Origin of the sequence: Streptomyces sp. NPDC055962, from assembly GCF_042270185.1 — a bacterium.
In the GTDB taxonomy this organism is placed as follows: Bacteria; Actinomycetota; Actinomycetes; order Streptomycetales; family Streptomycetaceae; genus Streptomyces.
This window is the reverse complement of record NZ_JBHJYN010000002.1, coordinates 916,700-930,096: the sequence shown is the minus strand read 5'-3', so window position 1 is coordinate 930,096 and position 13,397 is coordinate 916,700. Positions and strand designations below refer to the sequence as shown.

Below are 13,397 nucleotides of genomic sequence, written 5' to 3'. Positions count from 1 at the left end.
CCACTCATGCGGAATGTCGTGAAATGCGTGACCGGTCTCACGGCCGGACGGAGAGCCCCCGCAGGGCGTGGTCGACGACGGAGTCGGCGTACGCATGGGTCAGCGGAAGGGTTCTCAGCAGCCAGCGGTGGGTGAGCGGGGCGATCAGGAGCTCCAGCGCGACCCGCGGGTCGATGTCCTCGCGCACCTCGCCGGCCTCCTGGGCGGCCTGTAGCCGTGTGACGTACAACTGGAGCTGGGGTTCGAGCAGATTTTCCACGAATTGCGCCCCGAGTGCGGGGTCGATGACGCCCTCGGCGGTCAGCGCCCGGGTCGGCGCCTCGACCGCGGGGTCGTTCAGCTCGTCGACCGTGGCCCGCAGGACGAGCCTGAGGTCGGCCGCCAGGTCACCGGTGTCGGGGATGCCGTGCTCACCGCCTCCCCCGGCCCCGTCGGCCTCTGCCGCCCGGGCGCCCATGTCGATGAACGCCTCCATGAGCACGGCCGCCTTCGACGGCCACCAGCGGTAGATCGTCTGCTTGCCGACACCGGCGCGGGCGGCGATCCCCTCGATCGTCGTCCTCGCGTAGCCCACCTCGCCGACGAGGGAGAGCGCGGCGTCGCAGATCGCGCGCCGGGAGCGGTCGCTGCGGCGGCTGGAGTCGGGGGCCTTGTGAGGTGACATCGGGCCAGCGTAGAGGGTCGCGACCCGATACGTATCGTCTTGCCGTCGGCCCCGCCACCGCAGAGGAACCACCCGAACGGATCACAGCGCGGCGGCCCCGCTCGGCGCACCATGAACTCACGCACACACCCCGTGCGCATCCCACCGTTCCGCGGCCGCGGCCGCCGTTCGCGAGGAGCCTGCATTGACCCGTGACGCCACCCCTCGTCGCTACCTGATGTGCGCCCCGGCCCACTTCCAGGTCACGTACTCCATCAACCCGTGGATGGACCCGTCCAAACCCGTGGACCTGGCCCTGGCCACCACCCAGTGGGAGGACCTGCGCGACCGCTACCGGGCCCTCGGCCACACCGTGGAGCTCCTCACGCCGCGCCCCGACCTGCCCGACATGGTGTTCGCCGCCAACGGGGCCACCGTGGTCGACGGCCGCGTGCTCGGCGCCCTGTTCGCCTACCGGGAGCGGTACGCGGAGGCCGAGGCGCACCGGGAGTGGTTCCGGGGCAACGGCTTCACCGAGATCCACGAGCCGGCCCATGTCAACGAGGGCGAGGGCGACTTCGCCGTGACCTCCTCGTACCTGCTGGCCGGTCGCGGCTTCCGGTCCAGCCCGCTCTCCCACGGCGAGGCCCAGGAGTTCTTCGGGCGCCCGGTGATCGGCCTCGATCTGGTGGACCCCCGCTACTACCACCTGGACACGGCCCTGTGCGTGCTCGACGAGGCGGCCGACGAGATCATGTACTACCCCGGTGCCTTCTCGCCGGGCAGCCGGTCCGTGCTGGCCCGGCTCTTCCCCGACGCGCTGCTGGCCGACGAGGCGGACGCCGCACGGCTGGGCCTCAACGCGGTCAGCGACGGGCGCCACGTGCTGCTCCCGCAGGCCGCCACCGGGCTCTTCGACCCGCTGCGGGACCGGGGCTTCGAGCCGGTCCCGATGGATTTGGGCGAGCTGCTCAAGGGCGGCGGCAGCGTGAAGTGCTGCACCCAGGAGCTGCGGGCCTGAAGGCTGTCGCAGAAGGGTGGGTGGTGCACCCGCACGGTGGAGCAGGGCCGTCGACGAGGAGCGCTGCGGCCCAGCCGGGCGGCGCGGCGGCGACGACCTGGAGCTCGCCGGCGACAGCCGTGCGCGGCCCTCGGCCCTTCGCGTCGCAGCAGGCCGGGCGGGCGACGCCCCGGCCTTCGAGGCCGTCATGGCCGGCAGTCACGCTTCGAGGAGACAGCTCTGGTCGCTCCCCGGCGGCGGCCAGGCGTCGCCCCAGGCGGTGTCCCGGGCGGCGCGGTAGAGCGTGCCGTGCCGCTTGGTGACCGTGGCGCGCTCCAGGCCCTCGTCGCGGGTGCAGAGCTCCAGCAGCACCTGGCCCTTGCGGATCTGCGGCCTGCGGACGACCCGTGCACGTGCAGGTTCGGTGGGGAAGCGGGTCGCCACGACGTAGCTGAACTTCTCGTCCTCGTGGCTGAGCGAGCCGCCCTTGACCTGGCGGTGCAGGGAGGAGCGGCTGACCCGCGCCGAGAAGTGGCACCAGTCCGTGCCGCGCTCGATGGGGCAGGCCGCGTCGTGCGGGCAGGGGGCGGCGATGCTCATCCCGGCGGCGATCAGCCGCGAGCGGGCCTCGATCACACGGTCGTAGCCGTCGGGCGTGCCGGGCTCCACGATCACCACGGCCTGCCCGGCCGCCGCGGCGGCGTCCACGACCACGGCCCGGTCCTTCGGGGTCAGCTCCTTCAGGACGTACGAGACGGTCACCAGGTCCGTGGGCTCCGGCGCGGGGGAAGCGCCGATCCGCGCCCGCTCCCAGGTGGCGGCCCGCAGTCCGGGGAGCCCGGAGGCTCCGGCCAGCTCGCGGCCGAGCGCCAGGGCGGGCTCCGACCAGTCCAGGACCGTCGTCCGCGGTCCGTCCCAGGCCCCGGCGACCGCCCAGCTCGCCGCGCCCGTGCCGCCCCCGATGTCGGTGTGGGTGGCGGGGACCCACTCCGGCGCGGCCTCCCGGAGTGCGTCGAGGCAGGACCGTACGGCCTCGAACGTCGCGGGCATCCGGTACGCGGCGTAGGCGACGACGTCGGAGCGGTCCCGCAGGATCGGGGCGTCGGTGGGGGTGGTCCCGCGGTAGCTGGCGATCAGCCGGTCGACGGCCTGCGCGGCCTTCGTCGGGGGCAGCCCGTCGAGCAGGGCGGCCAGGGCCGCGCGCAGGGCTTCCGCGGTGGGGAGGGTGTCGTTCACCGCCGAATTGTAGGCGCAGCGGACCCTCCCCCCGCAGTCCGGCGGTCCGGGACGGAATCGGGACGGAACGGCAGCAGGACCGAACTGCTGCTCCCCGTAGGCCCGTTGCTACGCTGACCGACGCCGCATCGGGGATTGCTCAGTGCGTGGCTCATCGGGGGGACCATGAGACAGAGGATCGTGCGCCTGGCTCTGGTGGGAGGGGTGCTCGTCCTCGCCCTGCTCCTCCTGCTGGCGACCTGCGGAGGCGGGGGCGGGGAGGACGACGAACCGCGGAAGCCGGCGAGGCGGAGCTCCGGCCCCGCCACGAAGCTGGACGTGCCGGCGGAGTACACGACGGGGCGCGGCTGGGAGATCGTCGGCGCCGGGCCCGACTACGCCGTGTCGCACACGACGGGCAGGCTGGCCTACCTGGTGAGGGCTCCCGGCCACCGCTACCGGCTGCGGACGCTCGACACGGAGACCGGCCGGGCGGGCTGGAGCGGCGAGGCGTGGCGGCCGCCGGACCCGACGCGCTTCCCGGAACTGCTCACCGTCGCCAAGGACGACCGGGTGTTCTTCGTGGCCTGGTCGTCCGGGAGGACCGGCGAGGGGTCCGCCCCGGCGGAGACCTTCGTCTCCCTCGACGTGTACGACGCGGCGGACGGCGAACGCAGGCGCGTCGAGGTGCCGTGGACCGGCGTGCCGACCGTCACGGCGACGGGACCGGACGTGCTGATCAGCGACGGCAGGGCGAACAGCGCGGTCGTGGACCCGGTCAGCGGTGAGGTGTCGGAGATCGCGGCGTCCGAGGTGGCGTATCCGAAGGGGTGCACCGCCTGCAGGCAGCTCACCGAGGTCCGGGGGCAGACGGCGAAGGGGCTGCTGCTGAGCGGGGTGCGCGAGTTCTGGGTGCGGGGCGGCTGGTTCAGCAGGAGGACCGCCCCGAAGGGCGCGGACCCCGCGTCGGGGGTGCCGACGGCGGTGGCGCCGGGGCTGGTCCTGGCGAAGTGGCAGCCGGCGAAGGGCTCGAAGCGGGCCGCCACCCACCAGATGTGGACGGTCCACGACGCCGCCACCGGCAAGCCGGTCGTCTCGGTGGAGTGCCACAGGCCGGCCATAGAGCCGGGCAGCTATCCGCAGGCCGTCGTCTCGCCCTCGGGCGGATACCTGGTGGCGGGCAACCTCGCCTTCGACCTGGAGGCGCGCAAGGGGTTCTGCTTCGAGGAGGCGGACGGGTCGGCGCAGCTGACGCTCGCCTCGGTGACGGACGGGGGCAGCGCCTACGGCGCGACCGTCGCTCGGGACGCGGACGAGGCCCTCGAAGGGGGCGGGGGCGGCCCGGTCACGATGAGTTTCGCGACCTGGGGCGTCGAGGCCCTGGCCGCGAACACGCGGCTGCCGGAGGTGGAGACCTCCGGCGTGGGGGTGTTCCGCTGGACGGACCGCAAGGACCGTCTGCACCTGCTGGGCTATCCCCGCGAGGGCTGAGCCGGTGGCCGGCCGGGAGGCGTCCCGGCCGGCCACCGGTCGTTCAGAGCAGCGGCCGGCGCGCGGCGCCCGTGTTCCGCCAGGGGCGGCAGAGCAGCAGGAAGCACGCCACCGCGGACAGGGCGCAGACCACCTGGACCAGGGCCATGGGTACGGCGGTGTGTTCCCCCGCGATCCCGACCAGGGGTGAGGCGACGGCGCCGATGAGGAACTGGGAGGTGCCCAGCAGCGCGGAGGCGGAGCCCGCCGCGTGCTTGGTGCGCATCAGGGCCTGGGTGTTGGTGTTGGGCATCGCCAGGCCCATGGCGGACATGAGCACGAACAGCCCGGCGGCCACGGGCAGCAGGCCGACCTCGCCGAAGACACCGGAGGTCATCAGCAGCAGGGCGGTCGCCGCGACGGAGATGACGGCGAGACCGAAGCCGAGCGCCTTGTCCAGGCTGACCCGCCCGACGAGCAGCTTGCCGTTGATCTGGCCCACGGCGATCAGCCCGATGGAGTTGATCCCGAAGAGCAGGCTGAAGGTCTGCGGTGAGGCCCCGTAGATCTCCTGCACGACGAACGGCGAGGCGCTCACGTAGGCGAAGAGCGCGGCGAAGGCGAGGCTGCCCGCGACCATGTAGCCGGTGAACACCCGGTCGGCCAGCAGCCCGCGCATGGTGCGCAGCGCGTCGCCGACCCCGCCGGTGTGCCGCCGCTCCGGGGGGAGCGTCTCGTGGAGCCACTTCCAGACGACGAGCGTCAGCAGCACTCCGACGAGGGTGAGGACGACGAAGATGCCCCGCCAGTCGGTGAACTGCAGCACCTGGCCGCCGATCACGGGTGCGACGACGGGGGCGACCCCCGAGATCAGCATCAGTGTGGAGAAGAACCGGGCCATCTCGTCGCCGTCGTAGAGGTCACGGACGACGGCCCGGGAGATGACGATGCCGGCGGCGCCGGCCAGGCCCTGGAGGAGGCGGAACCCGATGAGGAGTTCCGCGGTGGGTGCCACGGCGCAGATCGCGGTGGCCAGCACGTAGACGACCATGCCGAGCAGCAGCGGCGTGCGCCGGCCCCAGCGGTCGCTCATGGGCCCGACGACGAGCTGGCCGAGCGCCATGCCGGTGAGGCAGGCGGTCAGGGTGAGCTGGACCGTCGCGGCCGGGGAGTGCAGGGCGTCGGTGACCTCCGGGAGTGCCGGGAGGTACATGTCCATCGAGAGGGGCGGCAGTGCGGTGAGCCCGCCCAGCACCAGCGTGACCAGGATTCCGGCCCGCCGTGCGGTGGTCGTGGAGGCGGCCGGGAGACCCGGCGCCGTGGTGGTGGATATGGCCGGCACACCCGCAGCGGTGGGGGTGGCGGTGGCCTGGGCGCCGAGTGCGGCGCCCCTGCTGCTCGTCGGTATGGGGTCGTTCTCTTGCTGGGCCCGGCTCGCGCCGCTGTCCGGCATCCTCGTCTCCGCTTCGTTGAAACCACATCTATGCTCTCAGGTCAGCTGGAGTGGTCGATACCTTTTTGCGTGGGAGCGGGCGGGCATGAGCAGGACTGTGCGTTGGGGTGTACTGGCGACGGGCGGCATAGCCGCGACCTTCACGGGGGACCTGCTGGCGATGAAGGACCCGGGCGCCGAGGTCGTGGCGGTCGCCTCGCGCACGGAGGCCTCAGCGCGGGCCTTCGCCGAACGCTTCGGGATCGCGCGGGCGTACGGCAGCTGGGCGGAGCTCGTCGCCGACGAGAGCGTCGACGTCGTCTACGTCGCCACCCCGCACTCCGCGCACCGGGAGGCGGCCGGGCTCGCGCTGGAGGCCGGCAAGCACGTGCTGTGCGAGAAGGCGTTCACGCTCAACGAGCGCGAGGCACGGGAGCTGGTGGAGCTGGCCCGGGAGCGCGGGCTGTTCCTGATGGAAGCCATGTGGACGTACTGCAACCCCCTCATCCGCCGGATGACCGAGCTGGTGCGGGACGGCGCGATCGGCGAGATCCGCACGGTGCAGGCCGATTTCGGTTTCGCGGGCGCTTTCGGGGCGGAGCACCGTCTGCGCGACCCCGCGCTGGGCGGCGGCGCGCTGCTGGACCTCGGGGTCTACCCGGTGTCGTTCGCACAGCTGCTGCTGGGCGAGCCGGACCGGGTGCAGGCGGACGCGCTCCTGTCCCCGGAGGGCGTCGACCTGAACACCGGGATGCTGCTGGGCTGGGAGTCGGGGGCCACGGCGCTGCTGAGCTGTTCGATCGTGGGCGATCTGCCGACCACGGCGTCCGTCACGGGCACGGCGGGTCGGATCGACTTCCCGAAGGGCTTCTTCCACCCGGAGAGTTTTGTCCTGCACCGGTCGGGCCGCGAGCCCGAGACGGTCGTGACGGGCCCGGGTCCGCAGGGCCTCTCGGGCATGCAGTACGAGGCCGCGGAGGTGACGCGGGCGCTGCTGGCGGGCGAGAAGGAGTCCCCCCTGGTGCCGTTGGAGGGCTCGCTGGCCGTGATGCGGACGCTCGACGCGGTACGTGACCGCATCGGCGTCCGCTATCCGGCGGACCGCCTCGCCTGACCCCGCGCGGGGCCGGGTCACGCGGGGGTGAGCCCCGGGTTCCCGGCCTCGGTCACGAAGGAGCCTGCCGTGGCGACGGGCGCGCCGGGTGTGGTGACCGCCTGGACCGTACGGAAGTCGGCGCGGGCCTCGTCCCGGTCGAGGGTGACGAGCGCGTAGCCGCGGCGGCCGTTGTAGAACTTCATGTGCGGGTTGGCCCCGGTCAGGTTGTCCCAGTTGGCCGGCCGGTCGGCGCCGTCCTTGCCGCTGGTGATCGAGGTGGCCACGATCTCGGTGCCCACGGTCCGGGAGGACGGGTCGTCGAAGTCCTTCTTGAGGTCGAAGCCGTAGCCGACGTGCACGTCGCCCGTCAGGACCATCAGGTTCTCGATCCCGGCGGCCTCCGCGCCGTCCATGATCCGCTGCCGGGAGGCCGGGTAGCCGTCCCACGAGTCCATGGACAGCTTGTAGGCGTCGCCCGCCACGTCACGCCGCTGCGCGAAGGTGACCTGCTGGGGCACGACGTTCCAGAGGGCGCCGGAGTTCTTCCAGCCGTCGAGCAGCCAGCGCTCCTGGGCCGCGCCCGTCATGGTGCGCGACGGGTCCTCGGACTCCGGTCCGGGGACCTTCCAGCCGTCGCCGTACGCCTGGTTGCTGCGGTACTGCCGGGTGTCGAGGATGTCGAACTGGGCCAGCCGGCCGAATTCCAGGCGGCGGTAGAGCCGCATGTCGGGTCCGACGGGGCGCTGCGGGGCGCGCAGCGGCTGGTTCTCCCAGTACGCCCGGTAGGCGGCGGCCCTGCGCAGCAGGAACTCCTCCGGGGGGACGGTGTTCTCCGGGGTGTCGCCCGCGTAGTTGTTCTCGGTCTCGTGGTCGTCCCAGGTGACGACGAAGGGGTGTGCGGCGTGGGCGGCGCGCAGGTCGGGGTCGGACTTGTAGAGGCCGTACCGCATGCGGTAGTCCTCCAGGGTGAGCGTCTCCCGGTTGAAGTGGTCCGGCAGGACCCGGTCGGTGTAGTTGCGGGCTCCGCCGGTGGCGGTGACCGCGTACTCGTAGAGGTAGTCGCCGAGGTGGAAGACCACGTCGACGTCCTCGTCCGCGAGGTGCTTGTAGGCGGTGAACCAGCCGTCGTGGTACGCCTGGCAGGAGACGGCGGCCAGGCTCAGCGAGCTGGTGCGGGCACCGCGGGAGGGGGCGGTGCGGGTGCGTCCGGTGGGGCTGGTCCAGCTGCCGGCCCGGAAGCGGTAGTAGAAGCCCCGGTCGGAGTCGAGCCCGCCGACGTCCACATGGACGCTGTGGCCGAACTCCGGGTGGGCGGTGGTGGATCCGCGCCGGACGACCCGCCGGAAGCGTTCGTCGCGGGCGATCTCCCAGCGAACCTCGACGCGCTCGGCGGGCAGCCCGCCGTCGGCCTCGTACGGGCGGGGCGCGAGCCTCGTCCACAGGAGCACGGACTCCGGCAGCGGGTCGCCCGAGGCCACCCCGAGGGTGAAGGGGTCCTCGGTGATCCTCCGGGCGTCGAGCTCGGCGGCCGCGGCCGTGCCCGCGCCGGGCAGGCCGGTGGTGAACGCCAGTGCGGCCGCGGCGCCGGTGACCGTGAGGAACCGGCGGCGCCCCACGCCGGAGCCGAGCAGCCGCGCGGCGTCGCGCATCTCGGCGGAATGGCCGCGCCGACCGGGCGTCCTGCTGATCTCTGCGGGTGTCATGTGCCCCTCCCCTGCCGGATGTTGTCAGAGGCATTGGAATGCGGGGCGACGACTTTCCGTTGGCACGTACACAACATCCATATGGCGGTGCGATGAGCACCGGGTGCCGGGCGGCCGGAGACCTCCCGTACGCTGCCGGGCCATGAACGCTGAGCAGAGAATCGCTGTCGTCACGGGTGCCGGATCGGGGATCGGGAGGGCGGTCGCCCTCACTCTCACGGGTGCGGGCTGGACGGTCGTCCTGGCGGGGCGCCGGGCCGCGGCCCTGGAGGAGACGGCCGCCGAGGCCGGCCCGGGCGCCACGGTGCGCCTGCCCGCCGACGTGAGCGACCCGGACGACGTGGCCGCGCTCTTCACCGGCGTACGGGACCGCTTCGGCCGGCTGGACCTGCTCTTCAACAACGCGGGGACCTTCGGGCCGGGCTCCACCCCGGTCGAGGACCTCGCGTACGAGGACTGGCGGACGGTGGTGGACGTCAACCTCACGGGGACGTTCCTGTGCGCGCAGGCGGCGTACCGCCTGATGAAGGAGCAGGACCCGCGGGGCGGCCGGATCATCAACAACGGCTCGATCTCTGCCCACGCGCCGCGCCCGCACTCGATCGCCTACACGGCGACCAAGCACGCGGTGACCGGGCTGACGAAGTCGCTGTCGCTGGACGGCAGGCCGTACCGGATCGCCTGCGGGCAGATCGACATCGGCAACGCGGCGACCGACATGACGGAGCGGATGAGCACCGGGATCCTCCAGGCCAACGGCGAGGTCACCGCCGAGCCGGTGATGGCGGCGGACGACGTGGCCAGGACCGTCCTGCACATGGCGGAACTGCCGCTGGAGGCCAATGTGCAGTTCGCGACCGTTCTGGCGACCGCCATGCCCTACGTGGGCCGAGGCTGATCCATTTCGATGCGCGCTTGCCCGGAACTCGCCCTCGAATGACAGAATTTGCGAGTTTCAACCTTCGAGACCGGGCAAGCGCGTGCTGCCCGTATGCTGCTGACCTTCACCGGATGAACACAGAAGGACCACAAAGCATGCGCATACGCTCCGCCGCGCCCCTCGCCCTGGCCGCCGCCACCGCACTGGCCGGCTCGCTCCTCGCCACGGTTCCGGCCTCGGCGGCCTCCCACCAGGGCGGGCTGCACCTCGGCAAGATCCAGTACGACAGCCCCGGCAAGGACACCCGGTCCAACACGTCCCTCGTCGCCGAGTACGTGGACATCCACAACAACGGGAAGTCCGCGCTGCAGCTCAAGGGCTACAAGCTGAAGGACGACACGGGCTACACCTACACCTTCCCCTCCTTCACCGTCGCCGCCGGGAAGACGGTCCGGGTGCACACCGGCAAGGGCAGGAACTCCGGGGCGCACGTGTACTGGAACCGCGGCTCGTACGTCTGGAACAACACCGGCGACAAGGCCCGGCTGATCAAGCCGAGCGGGACACTCCTGGACTCGTGCTCCTGGGGCAAGGGCACCGGCGTGAAGGTCTGCCACTGACCGCAGTGAACGGGCCGCCGCGGCCGGGGGTCCGCGGAGCGGCCAGAGGGGTGGCCCGGGGAGTCAGGACCCCGGGCCACTCCCGTGCGCACCGGGCGGGGGCGCCCGGGGAATGCCCGCCCGCGCACCTCGGTTGACGTGCGGCATGAGCTCACACGACAGCGCCGGGATCCTCCGCTACACCGCTTTCTCCGCCGACCCCGGGGGCGGCAACCCGGCCGGGGTCGTCCTGGACGCCTCCGGCCTGGACGACGCGGCGATGCTCGCCGTCGCGGCTGATCTCGGGTACAGCGAGTCGGCCTTCCTCACCGCGCCCGACGGCCACGGCGGGTACACCGTCCGCTATTTCAGCCCGAAGGCCGAGGTCCCCTTCTGCGGCCACGCCACGGTGGCCGCCGCCTTGGCGCTCGCCGAGCGGGACGGCCCCGGCGACCTGGTGTTCTCCACCGCCGCCGGCACGGTCCCCGTCAGCGTCGTCCGCGAGGGCGGCGAGCTCCGCGCCACCCTCACCAGCGTCGAGCCGCACACCGAGGACGTCGCCCCCGAGGACGTGACGGAGGCCCTGGCCGCCCTGGACTGGCCGGCCGCCGACCTGGACCCCGCGCTCCCCCCGCGCATCGCCTACGCCGGAGCCCGGCACCTGGTACTGGCCGCCGCGACCCGGGAGCGGCTCGCGGACCTCTCGTACGACTTCGCCCGCCTGGAAGCCCTCATGCGCCGACTGGACCTGACGACCGTGCAGCTGGTCCGGCGGGAGTCCGGCTCGGTCTTCCACGTCCGTGACCCGTTCCCGGTCGGCGGCGTGGTCGAGGATCCCGCGACGGGCGCCGCGGCCGCCGCGTTCGGGGCGTACGCCCGCGAGCTGGGCCTCGTACCCGAGGACGCGGTCCTCACCCTCCACCAGGGCGCCGACATGGGCCGTCCCGGCACGCTCACCGTCGAACTGCGGTCCGGTGACGCGCGGATCCGGGTGAGCGGGACCGGCACCCGCATCGGCTGACCGCCGGAGCATGCCGCGCCCCGGCCGGCCCGGAGACGGAGCCGTCGGGGCGCGCTGCGGACCTGATCACCCGCCCGGCCGCCGCACCCCCTCCCGTACGGGGGCCGCGGGCCCGCCGCGCCCGTTCCCGTACGGGCGGCGTCAGCCCGCGTAGACGCCGGCCCTCGCCGCCACGGCCGCCGCCTCGGCCGCCCGGTCGGCGACCGTCTCGTCGAGCGGATCGCCGCTGGCCAGCAGGCGGTAGTAGAGGGGCGCCGACACGGCCTTGACCACCTCGCGCGCGTCGGTGCCCGCGGGCAGTTCGCCCCGCGCGACCGCCGCGTCCACACAGCCGGCCCACTCCTCGACGCGCACCGCGTAGAAGCGGTGCAGGGCCTCGGCGGTCCGGGGGTCGCACGTCGCCGCCGCGACGACGGCGGAGAAGAGGGGGCCCTGACGCGCGTCGGTCAGCGTCCGCACCACGAGCCGGGCGTTGGCCCTGAGGTCCTCGTCCAGGGAACCCGTGTCCGCGCGCGGGACGGACTGCTCCGCCATGTCCGTCAGCAGGTCGGCGACCAGCCCCGCCGTGGTGGACCAGCGCCGGTAGACCGTCGTCTTGCCGACCTCCGCGCGACGGGCCACGTCGGCGAGATCGAGCCCCCCGAAGCCGTGCTCGACCAGCGCGTCACCGGCGGCCCGCAGCACGGACTCCCGCACCCGGGCCGTACGCCCACCGGGCCGTACCGTGCCCGGCTCCACTTCCTCAGCACCCATAACGGCTCTCCAGTTCCATTAGCGGCCCACTCCCTGCTACGGTGGCGTCCATATTAACGGAACCGAAGGACCGTTAACACCTCAGGGCCTCCAGGAAGGGGCACCCCATGTCCACCTCCAGCAGCACGGCACCCGTCACCGCGCCTCCCCCGCCGCCGGCCGTCCGCATGACGGGGCGGCAGAAGCTCGTGCTCGTCCTCCTCCTCGGCGCGCAGTTCATGATCGCTGTGGACTTCTCGATCCTGAACGTCGCCCTGCCCGCCGTGGGCGAGGGTCTCGGATTCTCCCTCGCCCACCTCCAGTGGATCGCCACCTCCTTCGCCCTCGCCGCCGCGGGATTCACCCTGCTGTTCGGGCGTGTCGCCGATCTCGTCGGCCGCAAGCGCCTGTTCACCGGCGGCATGGTCCTCCTCGGCCTCTCCTCGGCGCTCGGCGGGCTCGCCACCTCTCCCGAGGTCCTGCTCACCGCCCGTGTCCTCCAGGGCCTGGCCACCGCGGCCGTCACCCCTGCCGGACTCGCGCTGCTCACCACGGCGTTCAAGGAGGGCCCCCTGCGCGAGCGCGCCCTCGGCCTCAACGGCGCCCTGATGTCCGCCGGGTTCACGGCCGGGGCCGTCCTCGGCGGGCTGCTCACCGACCTCCTCTCCTGGCGCTGGGCCTTCTTCGTGAACGTCCCCGTCGCCGCACTGGTCGTCGCCCTCGCCCCGTCCGTGATCACCGACTCGCGGCCCGCCGGGCGGCCGAAGCTCGATCTGCCAGGAGCCGCGACCGTCACCGGCGGCCTGCTGCTGCTCGTGTACGGACTGACACAGGCGGGCGAGTCCGGCTGGACCACCCCCACCACCCTGACCGCCCTGCTCGTGGGCGCCGCACTCCTCGTCGGGTTCTGGTCCGTCGAGAAGCGGGCCGCCGCACCCCTGGTTCCCGTGCACATCCTCCGGCGGCGCAGCGTCGTCTGGGGCAACGCCAGCGGGCTGACCGCCTTCGTCACCGAGACGTCCCTGGTCTTCCTCCTGACGCTCTACCTCCAGGAGGTCCTCGGCTACTCCCCTCTCGCCACCGGCCTCGCGTTCGGCGTCCTGGGCATCGGCACCGTGGTCGGCGGGATGCTCGGCGGGCGCGCAGTGGGCCGGTTCGGCAGCCGTCGCACCATCGTCACGGGCGGTGCCGTCCAGGCCGCCGCCACCCTGTCCCTGGTGGCGCTCGGCACCTCCGGCGGCTGGATCTCGCTCCTGCTGGCAGCGACCTTCGTGGGCGGCGTCGGCAACATGCTGATGATCGTGGGCTTCATGGTCACCGCCACCTCCGGCCTGCCCGACGGGGAACAGGGCCTGGCCACCGGCCTGGCCACGATGACGCAGCAGGTCGGCATCACCATGGGGATCCCCGTGATGAGCGCGGTCGTCACCGCCCGGACGGGGACGGACACCGGGCCCGCCGCGGTGCTGTCCGGGGTCTCGACGGCGGTCCTCGTCAACTCGGCGCTCGTCCTCGCGGGGGCCCTGCTCGCCGGTGTGTTCCTCGGCCGGTCCGGCAGCCGCACGTCCGCCGGGTGAGTCGGGTGAGTCGGGTCCGGGCGGCGGGA

At 73.1% G+C, this 13,397-nt stretch carries 11 protein-coding genes and 1 pseudogene; 7 read left to right on the top strand and 5 right to left on the bottom strand.

The window, feature by feature from the left end; translation table 11 throughout:
* Nucleotides 1-37: 37 nt before the first annotated feature.
* Entirely contained in the window at nucleotides 38-664 is a 627-nt protein-coding gene (locus tag ACFC51_RS09425) for a TetR/AcrR family transcriptional regulator (protein ID WP_376373007.1), read from the bottom strand.
* Between the two features lie 163 nt (nucleotides 665-827).
* Here ACFC51_RS09425 and ddaH point away from each other — a divergent pair.
* Nucleotides 828-1,664 (top strand): annotated as a pseudogene (gene ddaH / locus ACFC51_RS09420) (dimethylargininase); the annotation flags it as partial.
* A 198-nt stretch (nucleotides 1,665-1,862) separates the two neighbouring features.
* Here ddaH and ACFC51_RS09415 read toward each other — a convergent pair.
* A complete protein-coding gene (locus ACFC51_RS09415) occupies nucleotides 1,863-2,879 on the bottom strand; it encodes a small ribosomal subunit Rsm22 family protein (protein WP_376373010.1) in 1,017 nt (338 codons plus the stop codon).
* Between the two features lie 165 nt (nucleotides 2,880-3,044).
* Here ACFC51_RS09415 and ACFC51_RS09410 point away from each other — a divergent pair, with 165 nt between their 5' ends.
* Nucleotides 3,045-4,349, top strand: a complete 1,305-nt coding sequence (locus tag ACFC51_RS09410; protein ID WP_376373013.1) for a hypothetical protein — start codon at nucleotides 3,045-3,047, stop codon at nucleotides 4,347-4,349.
* Between the two features lie 43 nt (nucleotides 4,350-4,392).
* On the opposite strand, the gene ACFC51_RS09405 is transcribed toward ACFC51_RS09410, so the two are convergent.
* Nucleotides 4,393-5,781, bottom strand: coding sequence for a Bcr/CflA family multidrug efflux MFS transporter (locus tag ACFC51_RS09405; protein WP_376373014.1), 1,389 nt, complete (start codon nucleotides 5,779-5,781; stop codon nucleotides 4,393-4,395).
* 85 nt (nucleotides 5,782-5,866) lie between these two features.
* Between ACFC51_RS09405 and ACFC51_RS09400 the strand changes: the two genes are divergently transcribed.
* Nucleotides 5,867-6,874, top strand: coding sequence for a Gfo/Idh/MocA family protein (locus tag ACFC51_RS09400; protein WP_376373017.1), 1,008 nt, complete (start codon nucleotides 5,867-5,869; stop codon nucleotides 6,872-6,874).
* 17 nt (nucleotides 6,875-6,891) lie between these two features.
* Here the strand turns inward: ACFC51_RS09400 and ACFC51_RS09395 are convergent, their stop codons facing one another.
* Complete coding sequence (locus ACFC51_RS09395) at nucleotides 6,892-8,559, bottom strand: alkaline phosphatase D family protein (protein WP_376527811.1); 1,668 nt, start codon at nucleotides 8,557-8,559, stop codon at nucleotides 6,892-6,894.
* Nucleotides 8,560-8,701: 142 nt separating this feature from the next.
* On the opposite strand from ACFC51_RS09395, the gene ACFC51_RS09390 reads away from it, so the two are divergent.
* From ACFC51_RS09390 to ACFC51_RS09380, 3 genes are all read left to right on the top strand, one after another.
* Nucleotides 8,702-9,457 carry an SDR family oxidoreductase gene (locus ACFC51_RS09390; RefSeq protein WP_376527809.1) on the top strand — a complete coding sequence of 252 codons (756 nt, stop codon included), beginning with the start codon at nucleotides 8,702-8,704 and terminating at the stop codon, nucleotides 9,455-9,457.
* 137 nt (nucleotides 9,458-9,594) lie between these two features.
* Nucleotides 9,595-10,059, top strand: a complete 465-nt coding sequence (locus ACFC51_RS09385; protein WP_376373026.1) for a lamin tail domain-containing protein — start codon at nucleotides 9,595-9,597, stop codon at nucleotides 10,057-10,059.
* A gap of 145 nt (nucleotides 10,060-10,204) precedes the next feature.
* On the top strand, nucleotides 10,205-11,059 hold the full coding sequence (locus tag ACFC51_RS09380) for a PhzF family phenazine biosynthesis protein (RefSeq protein ID WP_376373028.1): 855 nt from the start codon (nucleotides 10,205-10,207) through the stop codon (nucleotides 11,057-11,059).
* Between the two features lie 141 nt (nucleotides 11,060-11,200).
* Here ACFC51_RS09380 and ACFC51_RS09375 read toward each other — a convergent pair whose 3' ends face one another.
* Nucleotides 11,201-11,812 carry a TetR/AcrR family transcriptional regulator gene (locus ACFC51_RS09375; RefSeq protein WP_376373031.1) on the bottom strand — a complete coding sequence of 204 codons (612 nt, stop codon included), beginning with the start codon at nucleotides 11,810-11,812 and terminating at the stop codon, nucleotides 11,201-11,203.
* 107 nt (nucleotides 11,813-11,919) lie between these two features.
* Here ACFC51_RS09375 and ACFC51_RS09370 point away from each other — a divergent pair, with 107 nt between their 5' ends.
* Entirely contained in the window at nucleotides 11,920-13,368 is a 1,449-nt protein-coding gene (locus ACFC51_RS09370) for an MFS transporter (RefSeq protein WP_376527807.1), read from the top strand.
* Nucleotides 13,369-13,397: the final 29 nt, after the last annotated feature.